At 71.0% G+C, this 18,800-nt stretch carries 21 protein-coding genes; 18 read left to right on the plus strand and 3 right to left on the minus strand.

Going from position 1 to position 18,800, the window contains the following annotated elements; translation table 11 throughout:
- Nucleotides 1-41: 41 nt before the first annotated feature.
- Nucleotides 42-1,022, minus strand: a complete 981-nt coding sequence (locus ABD324_RS12855; protein ID WP_344415882.1) for a cyclase family protein — start codon at nt 1,020-1,022, stop codon at nt 42-44.
- 211 nt (nt 1,023-1,233) lie between these two features.
- Entirely contained in the window at nt 1,234-2,463 is a 1,230-nt protein-coding gene (locus ABD324_RS12860) for a PucR family transcriptional regulator (protein ID WP_344415884.1), read from the minus strand.
- A gap of 128 nt (nt 2,464-2,591) precedes the next feature.
- Between ABD324_RS12860 and ABD324_RS12865 the strand changes: the two genes are divergently transcribed.
- From ABD324_RS12865 to ABD324_RS12880, 4 genes are read left to right on the plus strand one after another with little or no spacing between them, the layout of a single operon-like run.
- On the plus strand, nt 2,592-2,723 hold the full coding sequence (locus tag ABD324_RS12865) for a hypothetical protein (protein ID WP_344415886.1): 132 nt from the start codon (nt 2,592-2,594) through the stop codon (nt 2,721-2,723).
- Complete coding sequence (locus ABD324_RS12870; RefSeq protein ID WP_344415888.1) at nt 2,720-3,517, plus strand: helix-turn-helix domain-containing protein; 798 nt, start codon at nt 2,720-2,722, stop codon at nt 3,515-3,517. Before ABD324_RS12865 ends, ABD324_RS12870 begins: the two co-directional genes overlap by 4 nt.
- A gap of 5 nt (nt 3,518-3,522) precedes the next feature.
- On the plus strand, nt 3,523-4,704 hold the full coding sequence (locus ABD324_RS12875) for a CaiB/BaiF CoA transferase family protein (protein WP_344415890.1): 1,182 nt from the start codon (nt 3,523-3,525) through the stop codon (nt 4,702-4,704).
- On the plus strand, nt 4,688-5,485 hold the full coding sequence (locus ABD324_RS12880) for an enoyl-CoA hydratase-related protein (RefSeq protein ID WP_344415892.1): 798 nt from the start codon (nt 4,688-4,690) through the stop codon (nt 5,483-5,485). Before ABD324_RS12875 ends, ABD324_RS12880 begins: the two co-directional genes overlap by 17 nt.
- Nucleotides 5,486-5,503: 18 nt before the next feature.
- On the opposite strand, the gene ABD324_RS12885 is transcribed toward ABD324_RS12880, so the two are convergent.
- Nucleotides 5,504-6,256: a GntR family transcriptional regulator gene (locus tag ABD324_RS12885; protein WP_344415894.1), complete on the minus strand. Its 753-nt coding sequence runs from the start codon at nt 6,254-6,256 to the stop codon at nt 5,504-5,506.
- A 214-nt stretch (nt 6,257-6,470) separates the two neighbouring features.
- Here ABD324_RS12885 and ABD324_RS12890 point away from each other — a divergent pair, with 214 nt between their 5' ends.
- The 14 genes from ABD324_RS12890 to ABD324_RS12955 all read left to right on the plus strand — a co-directional run bounded on the left by ABD324_RS12890 (nt 6,471) and on the right by ABD324_RS12955 (nt 18,798).
- Nucleotides 6,471-7,397, plus strand: a complete 927-nt coding sequence (locus ABD324_RS12890; RefSeq protein WP_344415896.1) for a CoA transferase subunit A — start codon at nt 6,471-6,473, stop codon at nt 7,395-7,397.
- Nucleotides 7,394-8,212, plus strand: a complete 819-nt coding sequence (locus ABD324_RS12895; protein ID WP_344415898.1) for a CoA-transferase — start codon at nt 7,394-7,396, stop codon at nt 8,210-8,212. Before ABD324_RS12890 ends, ABD324_RS12895 begins: the two co-directional genes overlap by 4 nt.
- Nucleotides 8,209-9,453, plus strand: coding sequence for a CaiB/BaiF CoA transferase family protein (locus ABD324_RS12900; RefSeq protein ID WP_344415900.1), 1,245 nt, complete (start codon nt 8,209-8,211; stop codon nt 9,451-9,453). Before ABD324_RS12895 ends, ABD324_RS12900 begins: the two co-directional genes overlap by 4 nt.
- Nucleotides 9,450-10,370, plus strand: coding sequence for an alpha/beta hydrolase (locus ABD324_RS12905; RefSeq protein WP_344415902.1), 921 nt, complete (start codon nt 9,450-9,452; stop codon nt 10,368-10,370). Before ABD324_RS12900 ends, ABD324_RS12905 begins: the two co-directional genes overlap by 4 nt.
- On the plus strand, nt 10,367-11,572 hold the full coding sequence (locus ABD324_RS12910) for an ABC transporter substrate-binding protein (RefSeq protein WP_344415904.1): 1,206 nt from the start codon (nt 10,367-10,369) through the stop codon (nt 11,570-11,572). The genes ABD324_RS12905 and ABD324_RS12910 overlap by 4 nt, the downstream gene beginning before the upstream one ends.
- 3 nt (nt 11,573-11,575) lie before the next feature.
- Entirely contained in the window at nt 11,576-12,439 is an 864-nt protein-coding gene (locus ABD324_RS12915; RefSeq protein WP_344415906.1) for a branched-chain amino acid ABC transporter permease, read from the plus strand.
- Nucleotides 12,436-13,431 (plus strand): branched-chain amino acid ABC transporter permease, encoded by a 996-nt coding sequence (locus ABD324_RS12920; protein WP_344415908.1) that lies wholly within the window; start codon nt 12,436-12,438, stop codon nt 13,429-13,431. The genes ABD324_RS12915 and ABD324_RS12920 overlap by 4 nt, the downstream gene beginning before the upstream one ends.
- Nucleotides 13,431-14,231, plus strand: a complete 801-nt coding sequence (locus tag ABD324_RS12925; protein ID WP_344415910.1) for an ABC transporter ATP-binding protein — start codon at nt 13,431-13,433, stop codon at nt 14,229-14,231. Before ABD324_RS12920 ends, ABD324_RS12925 begins: the two co-directional genes overlap by 1 nt.
- Nucleotides 14,231-14,932, plus strand: a complete 702-nt coding sequence (locus tag ABD324_RS12930; RefSeq protein WP_344415912.1) for an ABC transporter ATP-binding protein — start codon at nt 14,231-14,233, stop codon at nt 14,930-14,932. The genes ABD324_RS12925 and ABD324_RS12930 overlap by 1 nt, the downstream gene beginning before the upstream one ends.
- 29 nt (nt 14,933-14,961) lie before the next feature.
- Nucleotides 14,962-15,780 (plus strand): alpha/beta fold hydrolase, encoded by an 819-nt coding sequence (locus ABD324_RS12935; RefSeq protein WP_344415914.1) that lies wholly within the window; start codon nt 14,962-14,964, stop codon nt 15,778-15,780.
- A gap of 142 nt (nt 15,781-15,922) precedes the next feature.
- Nucleotides 15,923-16,393, plus strand: coding sequence for an FAS1-like dehydratase domain-containing protein (locus ABD324_RS12940; RefSeq protein ID WP_344415916.1), 471 nt, complete (start codon nt 15,923-15,925; stop codon nt 16,391-16,393).
- Nucleotides 16,390-16,839, plus strand: coding sequence for a MaoC/PaaZ C-terminal domain-containing protein (locus tag ABD324_RS12945; protein WP_344415918.1), 450 nt, complete (start codon nt 16,390-16,392; stop codon nt 16,837-16,839). The genes ABD324_RS12940 and ABD324_RS12945 overlap by 4 nt, the downstream gene beginning before the upstream one ends.
- Nucleotides 16,832-18,001, plus strand: coding sequence for an ABC transporter substrate-binding protein (locus ABD324_RS12950; RefSeq protein ID WP_344415920.1), 1,170 nt, complete (start codon nt 16,832-16,834; stop codon nt 17,999-18,001). Before ABD324_RS12945 ends, ABD324_RS12950 begins: the two co-directional genes overlap by 8 nt.
- Nucleotides 17,998-18,798: a cyclase family protein gene (locus ABD324_RS12955; RefSeq protein WP_344415923.1), complete on the plus strand. Its 801-nt coding sequence runs from the start codon at nt 17,998-18,000 to the stop codon at nt 18,796-18,798. Before ABD324_RS12950 ends, ABD324_RS12955 begins: the two co-directional genes overlap by 4 nt.
- Nucleotides 18,799-18,800 lie beyond the last annotated feature (2 nt).

Consider the following 18,800-nt stretch of genomic DNA (forward strand, 5'->3'; position numbering starts at 1 on the left):
GTCCTCATCTCGCCGTGCGGCATGTCGTTCGAGAAGCGCGGTCAGAAGATCGCAACGGGGTTGGTGGCACTGGAGGTCACCCCGGCCATGCGCCAGGGCAGCATCGCGAAGAAGAACTCCCATCGCCCGCGCTCGGCGCACGCGGCGGCCAGCTCGGTCAGCTCCATGTTGTCGATCAGCCACAGCCCCAGTGCGACCAGACCCACCGTGTGGATGGGTCGCAGGAACGAGACGTCCGGGTAGCCGGAGGGCTGCACGTCCTGGATCGCGTCGCTCGCCAGCGTCGCGACGTCCCGCTCGCGCAGCCAGGGGAGGCAGCCGGCGTGCAGGCCCGGCTGTCTGACCTTGCCGTTCTCTCGCGCCACGCCGTGCTGCAGGGTCCGGGCGACGTGCCCGGTGTGCACGAGGAGAACGTCGCCGGATCCGACGGTGACCTTCTGCCGTCGCTCGGCCTCCTCGAGCTCCTCGGGCCCGATGGCGTGTCCCGGCTCCAGCCAGTCGCCGTCGTGGAGGGCGACGATGTCGAGGAGGACACCGCGGCTCACGATGCCTTCGTACGCGTCCCGGACCGAGAGCTCGAGACAGCCGCCGATGGAGGTGACCGTGTCGGTGACGAGCCGGTTGTTGTACTGCTTGCCGTCCCAGCTGTAGTGCGCGAGCCCGTCGAGATGGGTGTTGGAGCCGTGCGCCGCGATCCCGACGTAGTCGGTGATCCCGTCGAACCGGGAGACCCCCCGGCCGAGGTGGTGTTCCAGCTCGCCGATTCCCATGAAGCGCTGGACCTTCGCGATTCCGGTGTGCAGCGGGTCCGCGTCCTCGGGGTCGATGTCGCGGGACAGCGACACGACCTGACCCTCACGGACCAGCGCGGCGGCCTCGACCCGCTTCTGCGGGGTGATCAGGTTCAGGGTGCCGAGTCGGTCCTCGGCACCCCACCGCCCCCAGTTCGACAGCGTCTCGATGTACCCCTCGACCTCCACCGCGCTGGGCAGGCCCCGGATCAGGTCGTTGCTGGTGGTCATCGTTCTCCCTCGAACGCGGGACCGGTCGGGCAGGCGATGCGCCCGGTCAGGGTCCAGCCAAGCGCACGGTCGGGGCTGGTGGATCGGTCATCCGTCCCCACACCGACCGAGACAGATGACTCTCCGTCCCGAGCTGTCCGCCGCGAGCGTCCGGTGCCCCCGGCGTCGGCCTGGTTCCCGCACGGTGCGGCGGTCGCCACTGGGTGGCGGCTCAGCCGGTGCGTGGTCCGGCGCTCGGCGCGAGTGCCAGAGCGATGGCGAGGACGGCCAGGTCCGTGGAGTTGGCGGGATCCAGCCCGGTGAGTGCGGAGATCCTTCCGAGTCGGTGCCGCACCGTGTTGGGGTGGCAGAACAGGGCGTCCGCCGTCCTGGTGACGGATTCGCCGTTGTCGAGATGGACGTGGAGGGTCTGTCGGAGCGGCGTCCCCCTCCGCTCCTCGTACTCGACGATCCGGACGAGGCTGTTCCGGAGGCGTGCCGCGAAGCCGGGCGGGGCGGTCATCCCGATCGCGGTGAGCACCGTCTCGCGCCACGTGTAGGGGGTGCGGCGCGCAGGGAGGGCCCGCGCCGCGGCGAGCATCTCGCGGGCCTCGGGCACGGCGATCAGGCCGGATCGGAAGCTCCCGAGTGAGGGGAGGTGGACCATGGCGACCTGCTGGAGCCCGAAGGCCCCGAGGTCGGAGATCCACCTCTCGGGCTCGGGCGGCTGTCCGATGAGGATGACGTCGCGGTCGACGACACCGACGAAGATGCGGGTGTCCGCCGCCCTCCGGCAGGAGTCGACGACCTGCCGGACCGCGGCGTTGCCGGCGGTGATGCCGGCCCCGCGCTCACGGGTCGTCACCGCCAACAGCGTCACGGGGCCGTCGGCCCGGTCGCCCAGGCACTGCAGTCGCAGGGCCTCGATCTGTTCGCGCTGTGCGGTGCCGGTGACGAGCTCGCCCATCGTGACGTCGTCGAGACGGGTCGTCTGGACCCAGATGCCGCGGGACTCGCCCTCGTAGGCGTCGGCGGCGAGACCGCCGACGTACTCGTTGTGCTCGAGCACGACGGCGGCGAGGGGGACGACGTCCGCGGCGTCGATGTCGCCGATCTCCCGGGCGGCCTCGGTGATCTCGGTCCAGACGGCCATCGACCAGAGCCGGTAGGCGCGGCCGACCTCCGCCTCCGGTACCTGCTGGGTCATCCGGCGGGCGCCGGACTCGGCGATGATCGCGATGTCGTCCTCGGCGAGCTGCTGGCCACGCAGACGTTGGGCGAGAAGGCGAAGGTTGGCCGCCGAGACGGCCATGACGTCGGCCTGGTAGGTGCTGTGGTCGAAGCCCGAGTAGCCGGGATTGCGGCGGTAGGTCGCGGCGACCCGTTCCAGCAGCGCCGAGGTGTCCCGCTCCAGATGAGCGGCGATCCGCGCTGCGACGCTGAGCCCCGGTGCGTTGGCCATGTGCACAATGATGCACCCCCCAGAAAGCGATGTGGTTGGTCTTCGCGGCACTTGTCTTGGAGGGTTGAACTACAGATCCTGGTGTCGCTGCGCGAGGGAGCGCCTCGCGGCCCGACGAAGGGACACCCATGAGCGTCGAGCAGGGACAGGTCCGGGAGATCGCGCGGCTCGAGGTGGTCCCGGCGGATGTCGACGGACCCGTCGGCGCTCCGGTCGTCACCGCTCCCGCGTTTCGTCACGTCACCGTGGCCGCGGCGTGAGCGCGCCGGCCCTGGCAGCGCCGTCGCCGCCGGACTCCGCGCTGCAGACGATCCACCGCATGCACGGTGTCCTGCAGTGCTTCCTGCCCCGCGACGCGCAGTTGACCCTCGCGGACGTCAGCCGGTCGACCGCGCTCCCGGTGTCGACGGCGCTTCGCATCCTGCGCAGCCTCGTGGTGGAGGACTTCCTCGTCCGCGACGGCGAGTACTACCGGCTCAGCCGCACGATGGTGAGATGGGCTGCCGCGATCGGTGACCCGGTCCTGGACCTGCGACGCGCGGTGGCCGCGCCGGCCGCCGCCATCGCAGGCTCGACCGGCCTCGACGTGCTCGTCTTCGTCGAGGAGGGCATCGATGCAGTCTGTGTCGCGAGTGCCCACCCCGGCGGTGTCGACCGTCGGATCGGGGATCGTGTGCCGATGGTCCGGTCGATCGTCGGGCGGGTCCTCTACGCCCAGCAGGCCGGGGGAGCGCACGCTCTCCTCGACATCGTGGACCGAGCCGTCGACCGTGCTCATCCGGGACGGGCCACGAGCACCGCCGGTCGTCGGCGCGGCGCTCACGAGCTCGTCGGGGAGATCGCCGGCATCCGCGCGCGAGGGTGGGCGGCCGCTCGCGGTGGGGACGGTGGGCGCTGGCGCGTGTGCGTCCCGTTCACCGGCCCCGCGGCGAGTCCTCCCGCGGCGGTCGTGGTCGAGGGCGAGACGGCACCGCCGTCGCCCGGGGAGATCGCCGAGCTCGCGTCGACCACCCTGCAGCTGCTCGGCCGCGACCTCGTGCCGGTCGCCCGGTGACGGGGATGCCGCCCGTGCTCGACGGGATCCGGGTCGTCGATCTCTCCCGGTTCATCGCCGGTCCGATGTGCGCGATGCTGCTCGCGGACTTCGGCGCGGACGTGGTCAAGGTGGAGCGTCAGGGCGGTGAGGACGCCCGGCACATCGCCCGCGACGAGGCGGGAAACAGTCTGTACTCCAACTGGTACAACCGGAATAAGCGGGCGATCGAGCTGAACCTGCGCGACCCGCGGGGGATCGCGGTCCTCGAGACCCTGGTGTCGGAGGCGGACGTCCTCGTCGAGAACTTCCGCCCGGGCACCCTCGACGGGATGGGTCTGACGGCCGATCGTCTCCGTGAGCTCAACCCGCGGCTGGTGGTCGCCTCGTTGTCGGGGTTCGGGCAGGACGGCCCCTGGCGGGAGCGGGCTGCCTTCGACTCGGTGATCCAGGCCATGACCGGTCTGATGTCGCTCACCGGGACCGACGACACCGGACCGCTGCTCGCCGGTGCGTTCGTCGCCGACCATCTTGCGGCCCTGTACGGCACCATCGGCGTGCTGGCGGCCCTGCGCTCGCGCGAGGCGACCGGTGAGGGTCAGCAGGTCGACGTCGCGCTCTTCGACGCGTTGTTCTCGGTGCTGGGTCTGACGGTGCCGACCTTCACCGAGACCGGAACCCGGCTCCCCCCGATCGGCCGGAGGGACCGCTTCACCGCGCCGTCCCAGGTCTTCGGCACCCGCGACGGCCACGTCTGGCTCAGCGCGGGCAGCAACGCCCTGTTCGCCTCGCTCGCCGCGACCGTTGACGACGAGCGCCTGCGAGCGCCGGAGTTCTCGGAGCCGGCCATGCGGGTGGCCAACCGGGACGCGCTCGCCTCGGTCGTCGAGGCGTGGACGTCGCAGCTCACCACCACGGAGGTCTGCGAGCTGCTGGAGAGGTCGCGGATCCCGTACGGGCCGGTGGCGACCATCGACCAGGTGGTCACGTCCGATCACGTGCGCCACCGCGAGCTCCTCGTGACCATGCCTCATCCGACCCTGGGTGCCTGCGCGGTGCCGGGCATCACCGCGAAGCTCTCGGCGTCGCCCGCCACACTCCGACGTCCACCGCCGGCGCTCGGCGAACACACCGACGAGGTGCTGCGCGTCCTGTGCCACCTCATGCCCGACGAGATCGAGGAGCTCAAGCGTGACGGTGTCGTCTGAGGACCCCCGCCCCGAGATCTCCTCCGGCGTCGAGAACCGCGTCGCCGTGGTCACGCTGAACCGTCCCGAGGTGCTCAACGCCCTGTCGTTCGAGATGCGGGTCGACCTGGTCGAGCGGCTCCGGGCGCTCGACCGCGACCCGGAGGTCCGGGTCATCGTCGTCACCGGTGCGGGTCGCGGATTCTGCGCGGGGGCCGACACCGCGGCCCTGGCAGGTGCGGCTGATCGGCCGGCGCACCAGCGCAGCACCCTCGACAATCTCCCGACCGCCGTGCTGGAGCTGGGCACTCCGGTGGTCGCGGCCGTCAACGGGCCGGCCGCGGGGATCGGCTTCGCGCTCATGCTGTGCGCCGATGTCTCCTTCGTCGCCGAGGACGCCAAGCTGGTCACGAGCTTCGCCCGGCTCGGCCTGATCGCCGAGCACGGGACGGCGTGGCTGTTGCCGCGGGTGGTCGGGATGAGCCGCGCGGTCGAGATCCTGTTGTCCGGCAGGACTCTGCGAGGCGACGAGGCGGCGCGCATCGGGCTGGCGGTCGAGGCGATGCCCGCGGGTGAGGTGCTCACGCGAGCCCTCGCCTGGGCGAACGACGTCGCGGACAACTGCTCTCCCTGGGCCCTGCGGCAGATGAAGCGACAGCTCTATGCCGACACCACCCTGCCGATGGAGACCGCGGTCCACCGCTCCCTCGCCCCGATGGCGGAGTCGTTGCGCCGGCCCGATGTCGCCGAGGCTCTCGCGGCGCGCCGGGAGCACCGGTCCCCGCGGTTCGCGGCCGGGTGACGCGGCCGGGAAAGCCGGCTACTCGAAGATCTCCGGATGCTGCGCGAGGCTCCTGCGCGTCCGCCGGATGTGCATGGCCAGGATCGCGCGGGCGTCCTCGGCGTCGCGGTTGCGCAGCGCCTCGATCAGCAGTTGGTGCTCCGCGTTGAACACGACCTGCAGCGTCGGTCGGGACAGCTTGGTGAACATGCGGCGATGGTGGGCCGTCGTGTCCCAGAGCCGGGTGACCGTGTCCATCAGCTCACCCTCGTGCCCCTTGTACGTCCTGAAATGGAGCTCGCGGTCCAGGGCGAGATAGGTCGCGTCGTCGGGCCCCTCCTCGATGCGGCGCTGCAGTTCCACGATCGCCGCCACGTCCTCGTCGGTGATCTGGGCGAGACTCTCGGCGATGAGGAGCGGCTCGAGCTCCTCGCGGATCTTGTAGTTGAGGTCGTACTGGCGGTGGGACAGCTTGATCACCCACGCGCCACGGTTGGACTTCAGCGTCACCAGGCCGTTGGACTGGAGAATGCGCAGCGCGTCCCGGACCGGGATCCGGCTGGTGTGCAACTCGTCGGCCAGCTCATCCTGGAAGATGCGTGTCCCGGGCGGCAGGTCGCCGGTAACGATGCGCTCCCGGATCTCCCGCGCCACACGATGGCTGGCGACTTCCACCCCGTTCCGGCTCTCCTCTGGATACATGTCCCCTCGGCGTTCGATGAGTCGCGACGTGCCTTCCCTCGCGCGACCGAACGACAGCGTAGTCGGTTCGTGCGGGTGGAAGCCCCTCACGCGGCGATGCCACCCGCCCGAGGAGTGTGCTGACCGTACAGCAGATCGACGGTGACCGCCCCTTGCTATGGATACATCTGCCGTCGTAGCCTCTGCACGCGGACGACGAATTGCCTGGACGAACCGGCCGATACGGATCCGGATGGATCCATGGAGCCTCCGTAGGCGCATTCGACCCGTGATCGCTGCACACCGGAGTGCTAGGAGGACGCTCGTGGCCACAGCCGCCCGAACCGGACGGCCATCGCGCACGGTCAAGCTCGTCGCGCTGGAGGATCTCGCGGCCCGCGTGCCCGACGGCTGCCGGATCGCCTTCGGCGGTTTCCCGATGTTCGGCAAGCCGATGGCAGCCGTGCGGGAACTGGTCCGGCGCGGTTCCCGGGAGCTGGTCGTCGTCGGCACGAGCAACGGCATCGAGGTCGACGTCCTCGTCGCGGCCGGGGCCGTGCGCCGAATCGAGACGGCCTACGTCGGGCTCGAGGAGTTCGGCCTGGCGCCCAACTACCGGCGGGCGGCCGAGGCGGGGGCGGTCGAGGTCGTCGACTACTCCGAGGGCGTCGCGTTCGACCGGTTCCGGGCCGGGCAGGAGGGGTTGACGTTCGTGCCGGTCGCGCAGCTGGTCGGGACCGACATCGCGGCGCGCAACCCGGAGATCGTCCCGTTCCCGTGTCCGCTGACCGGGCGTCCGTATCACGCTGTGCCGGCGGCGAACGTCGAGGTGGCGGTCATCCATGCGCCGGCCGCGGACGAGTTCGGGAACATCCTCTATCCGCAGTCGCGGATGCTGCCCCAGGGGCTGGACCTCACGATGGCGTGCGCCGCCGACGTCGTCCTGGTGACCGTCGAGCGGGTCGTGGACAGCAACTTCGTGCTCCGCAACCCGCAGCTGACCCAGATCCCCGCGTTCCGGACGACGCTTGTCGCCCATGCGCCGTGGGGCGCCCATCCCACAGCCCTGCCGGGCTTCTACGAGGTGGACGACGAGTTCATGCGCGACACCTATCTGCCGGCCGCCACCGGGGCCGACTCCTTCGACGGCTTCCTCGACGACCACGTCCGCGGCGCGACCCACGAGGCCTATCTCGAGACGGTCGGTGCGGCACGGCTGTTCCACCGCGAGCGCTGGGCGGTGATCGCGTGAGCGAGGTGTCCCTGCACGAGCGGCTCGCCGTACTCGTCGCCCGGACGCTGCGCGCCGACGACGTGGGGTTCACCGGACTGACCACCGGAGGCCCGACGGCCATGTTCGGGACCTACATCCCGGTGGCGGCCATGCAGCTCGCGCGGTTGACGCATGCGCCCGACCTCACCCTGTTCATGGCCGGCTGGTGCCACAACCCCAGCCTTCGCGACCTCGGTGCGCTGCCCCGGTCCGAGTTTCCGCTGTCCTGGTACGACGTGCCGTCGGAGGCGCGCAAGGACACCTGGCCGGGCATCCACTCGATGTACCGCAGCGACGTGACCGTCGGATTCTGCTCGGCGGCCCAGATCGACCGGGTCGGTTCGGTCAACACGGTGCGGATCGACCGGCCGGACGGTTCGCACGTCCGGCTCGTCGGGCCCGTGATGGTCACCGAGCACATGGCTTTCTACGGCCGCGAGATCGTGATGATGCCGCGGCACGACCGGCGGACGTTCGTCGAGCGCGTCGACTACGTCTCCGCCGTCGGCCACCCGGGCGGGAAGGCGGGACGCGCCGAGATGCAGGTCCCCGGTTCGGGCCCCGCGCTGGTCGTGACACCGCTGGGGGTGCTCGACTTCGACGACGTGACCGGTGTGATGCGGTTGCGGTACGTCCACCCGGGGGTGTCGGTCGAGCGGGTGCGCGAGGAGACCGGGTTCGACCTCGACTGCGCCGCCGCGCTGCCGACACCGGACCCGACGGCCGACGAGCTCGCGGTCCTCCGCGAGCAGGTCGACCCCCAGGGCTTCCTGCGTGCGGGGGTGCCCGCATGATCGCCGCCGATCCGGGGTTCGGCCGCGGCGCACTGCGGGGGATCCGCGTGCTGGATCTGTCGCGGTTCATCGCGGGGCCCTTCTGCGCCATGCTCCTCGGGGACATGGGCGCCGACGTCGTCAAGATCGAGGGTCCCGGGGGCGAGCCGGGACGCTGGACCGGTCCGACCTACGACGGCGAGAGCATCTACACGTCCTGGTTCAACAGGAACAAGCGGGCGATGACCCTCGACATGCGCGGTGCCCCGGGCCTCGGGGTGCTGCGCGAGCTCATCGCGTCCGCCGACGTGCTCGTCGAGAACTTCCGGCCCGGCACGCTCGCGAAGATGGGCCTGACGGCCGAGGTGCTCGACGACCTCAACCCGGCGCTGGTGGTGGTGTCCGTCTCCGGGTTCGGCCAGTCCGGCCCGCGGCGCGACCAGGTCGCCTTCGACTCGATCGCCCAGGCGCTGTCCGGGCTGATGTGGGCCACCGGGACCGACGGGACCGGACCACACATGGTCGGGACCTTCGTCGCGGACCACGTGACGGGCCTCTACGCCGCGTTGGGCGCCTTGACCGCGCTCTACGAGAAGCAGCGCTCGGGGATCGGCCAGTCGGTCGACGTGGCCCTGCTCGACGCGACGTTCTCGATCATGGGTGTCGCCGTGCCGGCGCTCGCGGCCACCGGTGAGTCGATGGCCCGGGTGGGCAACCGCGACCAGATGGTGTCGCCGTCCGGGCTGTTCGAGGCTGCCGACGGACACGCCTACATCAGTGCCGGCAACGACATCATGTTCGGGCGGCTCGTCACCGCCACCGGGATCGAGGCGCTGCGGGACCCGGGCTTCCGAACCCTGTCGGGCCGGTTGCGGCGCAGCGCAGAGCTCGAGGAGCTCGTGCAGCGGTGGACCGCGAGCCGGACGCTCGAGGAGCTCGGCGCGGTCTTCGGCGCGGCCGGCATCCCCTTCGGGCCGGTGGCCACCATCGCCGACGCGATGGCCGACCCGCAGATCCGCCATCGGGACATGGTCTCCCGCACGGTCGCCGAGGACGGGACGCGGTTCGTCGTCCCCGGCCACGTCGCCCGGTTGTCGCGCTCGACGGCGGCGACCCGCCTGCCGCCGCCGAAGCTGGGGGAGCACAACGAGCCGGTCCTGGCGGAGTGGACCGGCGCGAGCGCGGAGCGGATCGCGAGCCTCACGGCCGAGGGCGCATTCGGGGAAGCCCGGACGGGGACCGCGGTCGAGGTGGCCGAATGAGCGCCTACCGCCGTTCGCGCGTCGAGTTCGGGTCCGGCGGGCTGACCCTGCGTGGCACCCTCCGTGTCCCGGAGGGCGAGGGCCCTTTCGGCGCCGTGGTGTCCACTCACGGTTTCGCCTTCGTCGAGCGGACCTTCGCCCTGCACGACTACCCGGGAGCCTTCGCCGACGCCGGGTTCGTGTCCCTGTCCTACGACCACCCCTGCACCGGCGAGAGCGACGGGCTGCCTCGTCAGGAGCTCGATCCCGTTGCGCAGCAACGTGGATACTCCGACGCGATCACCTACCTGCTCTCGCTCGGTGTCGTCGACCCGAGCCGGATCGGGATCTGGGGAACGAGCTACTCGGGCGGTCACGTGCTCGCCGTCGCGGCCGACGACCGCCGGGTGTCCTGCGTGGTGTCGCAGGCCCAGACGATCAGCGGCCGGCGCAACCTGACCGGCCGCCTCGCGCAGGACGATCTGGCCGCGATGCGCGCCCGGTGGGCCGAGGACCGCGACGGACGCTTCGCCGGTGGCGAGGCCGGCTATGCGCGCGCGGGCTCCACGGACACGGTCGCCTTCCGCGCCCGCCACGATCCCGAGCACTTCACCGGGTACCGCCCGGAGGTCACGGTCCGCAGCTACGAATGGTATTTCGGGTACGAGCCGGGGTGGCTCGTCCCGCGCATCGCGCCGACCCCGCTGCTGATGATCGTGTGCGACGGGGACCGCACGACCCCGACCGCCGACTCGCTCTGGGCCTACGGACGCGCCCACGAGCCGAAGCAGCTCCTGTTGCTGACGGGCGGTCACTACGCGGTGTACGAGTCGGGTTTCGCCGCGGCACGTGATGCCGCCGTCGCCTGGTTCGGCACCCACCTCGACGACACGAACGCAGCAGCGCGGCAGCACGGCCACGATCAGGAGGAGTCATGACCCGAACCCGAGCGGTGTCGCGGGCACTGCGCGTCGCCCTGGCCGCGATGGTCGCCGCCACGCTGGCCGCCTGTGCTCAGGGCGGCCAGAGCGCGGGCGCCGACGACACGATCAAGATCGGTGCACTCATTGCGACCACCGGGCCCGCCGGGTCCATCGGTGTGGGGATCGAGAACGGCATCGAGCTGGCGGTCTCCGACGTCAACGCCGCCGGCGGGGTGAAGGTCGGCTCGACCTCCTACAAGCTGGCCGTGTCGCACTACGACACGGCCGGTGACCCGGCGACGGGTCTCACCCAGCTGACCCGGATGGTGGAGAACGACGACATCCACTTCCTCATCGGGCCGGACACCAGCAGCGTCGGCAACGCGATCCTGCCCTTCCTGCAGCAGCACCAGCAGGATCTTCCCGTCATCGTCGCCGGTGCCGGTCTCGGGCCGCTCACCAAGGTGCCCAGCGTCTTCCGCATGAACCCGACGATCGCCGAGTACAACAAGCAGAACATCAAGTTCCAGGTGGCGCTCGGTGCGAAGCGGGCGACGATCGTCACCGACATCAAGCACGCCGGCGAGGTGGAGGCCACGCCGCAGACCGTCGCGGACTACCAGGCCTCCGGCATCGACCTGATCTCGCAGGAGACGATGCAGACCGGTCAGACCGACTTCACCTCCATGATCGGCAAGATCCGCGCGGCGAACCCGGACGTCGTGTTCCTGCGCATGTATGCCGACGAGCAGCTCCTCTTCGTCAAGCAGGCGCGGCAGCTGGGCTGGAACATCCCCATCACCGGGGTGAACGCCACCCCGCTCGACCGTGTGGGTGTGGCGATCCCGGCCGCGGCGATGACGAACGTCTACGAGGTCTCGCCCCCGACCTGGGCGAACCTGGAGGCCGACGGCAGTGCCGCTGCCAAGCAGGCGGTCACGGAGTACAAGGGCCGCTTCAACGCGGACCCGGGCGGCCTGACCTTCGTCGGCTACGAGGCGGTCAAGGCGCTCGCGGGGAGTCTGACGCAGGCCGGCACCGTGGACCCCGGCAAGGTGATCGGGGCGCTGCAGCAGCTGAAGCCGTACGCCGGTCAGCTCTACCCGCTCAACGCCCAGGGCGGGGTGATCTTCGGCCCCGGCCACGAGATCTCGGTCGACTTCGTGGCCGCCAAGTGGGAGAACGGGAAGATCGTCGACACCGAGTCGGTGAAGTAGCCCGTGGGCCTGGCAGTCGGGTACGCGCTGAACGGTCTCGTCCTCGGCGCGCTCTACGTCCTGGTCGCGGTCGGGCTGACCCTGGTGTTCGGGGTCCTGCGCATCCCGCACTTCGCCCACGGCGTGTTCGTGATGGTGGCCGCCTACCTGACCTTCGCCCTCGTGGTGGCGATGGGCTGGAACCTGCTCGTGGCGGCCCCGGTGGTCATCGTCGCGCTCGGGCTGCTGGGTCTGGTGCTGGAGCGGGTCGTCTACCGGCCCCTCGGCCGCTCGGGCGAGCTCGCACTGATGCTCGCCGCGTTCGCGGTCAACCAGTTCGTGCAGGGCGGCTTCCAGAAGTTCTTCGGGCAGGAGTACGCCCGGCAGGTGAGCTTCCCGCTCGACGGGTCGGTGTCGCTGGGCGGCGTCACGTTGTCCGTCCAGCGGGTGATCGCGCTCGTCGTCGCCCTCGCGGCGACGGCCGTCCTCGCGTGGGCGGTGCGGCACACCAAGTTCGGCCGCGCGACCCGGGCGGTGGCGGAGGATCCCGATGCCGCGCGCATCTCGGGGATCAACGTCGACTGGGTGCACCGGTGGGTGTTCGTGATCGCGACGGCCCTGGCGGGTCTGGCGGGTCTGCTGCTGGCGACCTTCGTGCCGATCACCCCCTTCCTCGGGGACCAGCCGCTGCTCGTCGCGTTCGCCATCGTGGTCGTCGGCGGTATGGGCAGCGTCGTCGGCGCGACCGTCGTCGGGCTCGCACTCGGCGTCGTGGAGAGCCTTCTCGCCGGCTTCGGCTCACAGTCCTGGTCGTCCGCGGTCGTCTTCTTGATCATTTTCGTCGCGCTGATCGCGCGGCCGAACGGAGTGCAGGGAGCCCGGGTGTGACCGAGACGATCAGCCCTCCCGAGCCCGGCACGGCGCGGGGCCGCCGGCGGCGTCGGATCCCGGTGCCGCGGCTGCCGCTGCGATTCGCCCTGCCGCTGGCGATCGTGCTGGTGGCGGTCGCGCCGCTCGTCTTCGCGGACGCGTACCGGCTGCGCGTGGCGACGGCGGCGGGGCTGCTCGCGATCCTCGCCCTGGCGATGAACCTCCTGATCGGCGGGCCGGGGGAGATCAGCTTCGCGCACGGTGGCTTCTACGGCGTCGGGGCGTACGTGCTCGGCATCCTGACGGTGGGGAACACCCTGTCCTTCTGGCCGGCCCTCCTCGTCGCCACGGCCGCGGGAACGGCCGTCGGAGTCGCCGTCGGGATCCCGGCGCTGCGTACCCGTACCCTCAGCTTCGCGATCGCGACCCTCGGCATGGGCCTGTTCCTGGCGAACGTGTTCGGCGGCTGGACGTCCGTGACCGGCGGCTCGGTGGGGCTGGCCAACATCCCACGAGCCCCGCTCGACGGGATCCCGGTGCCCGGCAGCATCTTCGTCCAGTCCGGGGTGCGCCAGTTCTACCTGGTCTGGCTCGTCGTGCTGGTCGTCCTCGTGCTCAACGTCGTCGTGCTGCGCGGCGGGTTCGGCAACGTCCTGAAGTCGATCAAACGCTCCGAGGTGCTGGTCGAGAGCCTCGGATTCCGGCCGGGCTTCTACCGGCTGGCGACCTTCGCCTTCTCGGCCGGCCTCGCGGCCCTCGCCGGCGGGATGTACGCGCAGTACATCAGCTTCGTCGGCCCCGACAACTTCACCATCTTCACCGCCTTCAACGCGATCGTCGTCGTGGCGATCGGTGGCCTCGGCAACGCGTGGGGCACCGTGGCCACGGCCATCGTGCTCACGGTCGTGCCGGAGTACCTGCACGCGCTCGACGACTACCGGGTCGTCGTGTTCGCGGTGTTGCTCTTCGTCGTCCTGCGGGTGCGGGCGGCCCTGGGCTGGAGGACCTGATGACGACACTGCTCACCGCCGAGGCCGTGTCGGTGCGGTTCGGGGGTCTCCAGGCCCTCGACGAGATCGATCTGACCCTGGCGGAGAACGAGTTCCTGGGGCTCGTCGGGCCCAACGGAGCGGGCAAGACGACGGCGCTCGACGTGCTGTCCGGGCGGCGGCGGCCCTCGGGCGGAACCGTCCGCTTCCGCGGGGACGACGTCACCGGTCAGCGGAGCTGGCAGCTCGCCCGCCGCGGACTGGTGCGGACGTTCCAGGCCAACATGATGTTCGAGTCCCGAACGGTGCGAGACCACATCCGGCTGGGGATCCAGGCCGCGAACGGGCCGGGCGCGTTCCGGACCCTGCTGCGCACCTTCGGGCGTGACGTCGGCAGAGGCGCGGAGGTCGAGACGATCGCGGAACGGTTCCACCTCTCCGGCGCCCTCGACGAGAACGCCGACGAGCTCCCGTTCGGCAGCCAGCGCCTGCTCGGGATCGCCATGAGCGTCACCGCCTGCACCGTCTTCCCGGGCGTCCTGCTCCTGGACGAGCCGCTGGCCGGCATGAACGACGTCGAGATGAGCAGGGCGCTGGACATCTTCGCGACGTTGCGCGAACGGGGCTTCTCGATCCTCATGATCGAGCACAACATGGCCGCGGTGTCGCGGGCGGCCGACCGGCTCTACGTGTTCGACCGGGGCCGGAACCTCGCTGAAGGCCCACCGGAGGTCGTCCTCGCCGACCCTGACGTCATGTCCGCCTACCTCGGGGCAGACCTCGACGGATCCGAGCTACCACAGTGGACGGGAGGCGTCTGATGCTGAGCGTCGAGAACCTCTCGGTCTCCTACGGCAAGCGGCAGGTCCTGCACTCCGTGTCTCTCGAGGTCGCGCCGGACGAATGCGTCGCGGTCATCGGGCCCAACGGTGCCGGCAAGACCACCCTCGCGCGCACCCTCCTCGGCATCGGCGGTGCGGGGAGCGGGGCGGTCCGGCTCGGCGGCACGCAGATCCTGGGGCAACGGGGCGACCAGATCGTGCGCCAGGGTCTGGCCCTCGTCCCCGAGCGCGGTGGGCTCTTCACCTCGATGACGGTGGGGGAGAACCTCACCGTCAGCGACGAGTTCGGTGGTTCCGGCGGTGGTTCTGCCCTGCAGACGTGCTTCGAGCTGTTCCCTCGCCTGCGCGAGCGCCTCGACCAGCGCGCCGGCACGCTTTCCGGTGGGGAACGGCGGATGCTGCTGATCAGCAAGGCGCTGCTGGCGCGCCCGCGGGTCGTCGTGATGGACGAGCCCTCGCTCGGGCTGTCGCCGCTGCTCACCACCGAGGTCATCCTCCGCCTGGTCCCGCGGCTGCTCGAGCGCGGCGTGGCGGTGCTGCTGATCGAGCAGAACGCCCGGCTGGCCCTGCGCGCCTCGCGCCGCGCCCTGATCCTCGACCAGGGTCGGGTGCGGGCCGACGGCACCAGCGCCGAGATCCTCGCCTCCGAGTCGCTGCGGACCGCCTATGTCGGACTCTGACCCTCTCACCCCGTCGCCGGGCTGACCCGGTGTACGGGGCGAGGCCGCACATCGTGGTGCGACAGCTCAACGAGGGCCGACGGGACCGTCCGACCCTCGTCTTCGGACCTGCGCTCGGGCTGTCCGTCCGGTCACTGTGGATGCCGGTCGTGGCGGTGCTGGGTGACCGCTGCACGGCGGTGGGTTGGGATCTGCCCGGCCACGGGGACAGCCCTGTCGCCGATGGCTCGTTCTCCGTGGACGACCTCGTCGCGGCGGTGCGGAAGGGCGTGGCGGACCTGCTGCTCGCGGACCCGGAGGGGCCGCCGGTCCACTACGTCGGAAGCGCACTCGGCGCTCTCGTGGGCCTGCGGTGGGTGGCCGGGGACGACCGGCTGGACTCGGTGGTGGTGACGTCGGTCGGCAGCGATGCGGGGGCCGCGGACTGGCTCGGGCGCGCCGGCGAGGTCCGCCGGACGGGGATGCGTGGCGTCTGCAGGGTCGCCGCCGAACACTGGTTCGGAGCCGCCTACCGGGCCTCCCGCCCCGATCGCACCCACGCGTTCCTGAGCGAGCTCGACGCCGTCGATCCCGGCTCCTATGCGTGGTGCTGCGAGGTGCTCGCCTCCGCGCGGACGTACGACGCACGCCCGGCCCGCGACGTCGCCGTGACCGGGATCTGGGGCGAGCTCGACCGTCGTACCCCTCCCCGCAGCGCGGGGGTGCTCGGAGAGCGTTGGCCCGGGCTCGTCGCGCACGCCGTGCCGGGGGCGGCACACCTCGTGCCGGTCGAGAGGCCGGGCCGCGTGGCACACATCGTTGCCGCCGCCTGTCTGTCGTCCATGGATACATCACCATCTCCCGCCTGAGCTCGTCGCCGAGGTCGACACCGCGTTTCCACTGTGCGGCAAGGATCTGTTCGAGACCGGCTTGCCGCCCTACTGTCGGCCGCGTACTCAACGCCGAGATCATGGATCCATTCTCGGTGTCGTCGACGGTCTCGGGGTGGACATGGCAGCACAGGAATCCGGTGTCGACGACACCCGGCCGACCGATGGGAACGGTCCCGCGTTCCCCGTCGTGATGGAGCTCGGGAAGTTCCGGGAGTTCGTGCGGGCGACCCGGGGGACCGACGGCTACTCCCGCCGGCCGGACGCCGTCACCCCGCCGACGTTCCTCTCGGTGTTCCTCCACTGGGCGCCGCCGGACGCGCTGCCCTACACCCGGCAGGGGCTCGAGGCGGACCGGGTGCTGCACGGAGGCAGGGAGTTCGTCTTCAGCGGCCCGCCACCGAAGGTCGGCGCCCGCCTCACCGCCCAGCAGCGCGTGGAGAAGACCTACACCAAGACCGGACGCCGTGGCGGGACGATGCGGTTCGTCGTGGCCCTCACCGAGTTCCGCGACGAGTCGGGCCACGTGGTCGCCGAGATGCGCAACACCACCATCGAGACCGGCCGGCCCGCCCTGGAGGAGGAGTCGTGACCACCACTCGCGGCTGGCAGGTCGGCGACACGCTGACCGAGTTCGTCGACGATCCCCTCACGGCCACCGACATCGTGCGCTACCAGGGAGCCTCCGGAGACTTCACCTCGTTCCACCACGACGAGGCGGTCGCGCGGGCCGCCGGCTATCCGAGCGTGTTCTCCGTCGGCATGCTCCAGGCGGGGATCCTCGGGACGTACGTCGCCGAGACCTTCGGCCCGGAGTCGGTGCGCCGCTTCGGTGTCCGGTTCGACGCCCAGGTCTGGCCCGGCGACGTGCTGACCTACCGCGGGCGCGTCGTCGCCGCCGAGGACCGCTCCGACGGACGGGCCGTCGATCTCGAGCTCTCCGTGGACAGACAGAACGGAACGACCCACATCACCGGCTGGGCGACGGTCCTCCTCCTGCACGGACCCGGTCCCGAGGGAAGGACCCACCATGGCTAGACGTACGGGCGTCATCCGTTCCCTCTGCGTGGTCGCACTCGCGGCGACCACGGTGGCCGCGTGCGGAACCGGCGGCGCCGGTTCGGGCGAGGGCGGCTCCCCGTCCTCCGGCGGGACCGTGACGATCGGCATGACCGTCCCGACGAGCGGGCTCTACGCCGCCGAGGGGGCCGAGATGGTCCGCGGCGCCCAGCTGGCGGCCACCACCGTCAACGACTCGGGTGGCGTGCTGGGCAGCAAGATCGTGCTCGACATCCAGGACGACCAGTCGAACCCTCAGGTCGGGGTCGCGGCCGTCAAGAAGTTCCAGGCGAACGGTGACAACGCGATCGCGGCGGCCTACAACAGCACCGTCGGTCTGGCCGAGATCGAGACGGTCAAGCGCGAGGGAACCCCGTTCGTCTCGGTGATCGCGTCCGCGGACGGCATCACCTCACCGAACTACCCGAACGTGGTCGCGACGAACTCGGCCTTCACGACCAAGGAGGTTCCGCTCACGAAGTACGTGGCGGGGAAGGTCAGGACGGCCGCCTTCGTCCTGTCGAACGACGACGCCGGCCGAGGTCTGTTCAAGGTCTACCAGGACGCCTGGTCCGGGGGTAAGGGTCCGCAGATCCTCTCGGAGGCCTACTACCAGCCCACGGACACGGACTACTCGGCCATCGTGACCAAGGCGATCGCGGCGAAGCCGGACGGGCTCTACGTGACCGGCAGCGCCGTGACGATCTCCACGATCATGCGCGAGCTCAAGCAGCTCAACTCCTCGATCCCGTTCGTGTGGGTCTCGGGGGAGCAGGTCACGCCGACCGCGATCAAGCTCGCCGGTGGCCTGCTCGACGGCGTCACGACGGCGTCCGTCTACACGACCTCGGGTGGCGACGCGTCCACCCAGAAGTTCACCGCGGACTACCGCAAGGCCTACCCCGACCAGGTCCCGCAGTACTTCTCGGCGACCTCCTACGACGCGATCATGGTCGTGGCGCAGGCGATGAAGGGCGCGAACAGCACGACCGACAAGACGAAGATCGCGGCCGCGATGCGCAAGGTCGACTTCGAGGGTGCCCGCGGCCGCAACGTGTTCGACGCCAACGGGCGGATCAACCTCACGCCGTACGTGACGCGCGTCGTGAACGGCGAGATCCAGAAGGTGCAGGACCAGTGACCACCGCGGCACCACTCGCCACCCTGACCGCGCTCGCCGTCGACGCCAGGGTGTTCGACCTCGGGCACGTCCTCGAACCGGAGGTGCCCCGGGGCGTCGCGCACGTGCCCTTCCTCTACCAGCAGACCAAGCGCCACGGCGACGTCGTCTACGACGACGGGCTCAGCGCGTCCTGCGACATGTTCGTCACCGGTGTGCACGTCGGGACCCACATCGACGGGCTCGCCCACATCTCCCAGGACGGGCTGCTGCACGGCGGGGTCGAACCCTCGCCGGGCCCCGAGCACGGTTCGGGCCTCGGAATCGAGAACGTGGCGCCGATCGTCAAGCGGGCGGTGGTCCTCGACCTTCCGGCGCTGCTCGGCGTGGACGTTCTGGAGCAGGGCCACCGGGTGTCGGCGGCCGAGGTCGAGGCGGCCCTGCACCGTCAGGACGTCGGGATCGTCCCGGGCACGGCCGTGTTCTTCCGGACGGGCTGGGCGCGGGACTGGCCCGCCCTGCCGGACGTGCACGAGGCGCCCGGCCCGGGGACCGAGGCCGTGGGGTGGGCACTCGACCACGGCGGGGACCTCTTCGGCTCGGACACCCTGGCGTTCGAGTTCACGCCCGGGCCGGGGCTGCCGGTGCACCGCCAGCTCCTGGTCGAGCGCGGGATCCACATCATGGAGGCCGTCGCGCTCGACGAGCTGTGCGCCGCAGGCGTGAGCGAGTTCCTCCTGGTCGTCGCGCCGCTGCGGCTCCGCGGGGCCACGGGCTCGCCGGTCCGTCCGCTGGCGCTCGTGCCCGGTCCGGCCTGAGC

This window comes from Pseudonocardia ailaonensis (assembly GCF_039531635.1).
Classification (GTDB): domain Bacteria; phylum Actinomycetota; class Actinomycetes; order Mycobacteriales; family Pseudonocardiaceae; genus Pseudonocardia; species Pseudonocardia ailaonensis.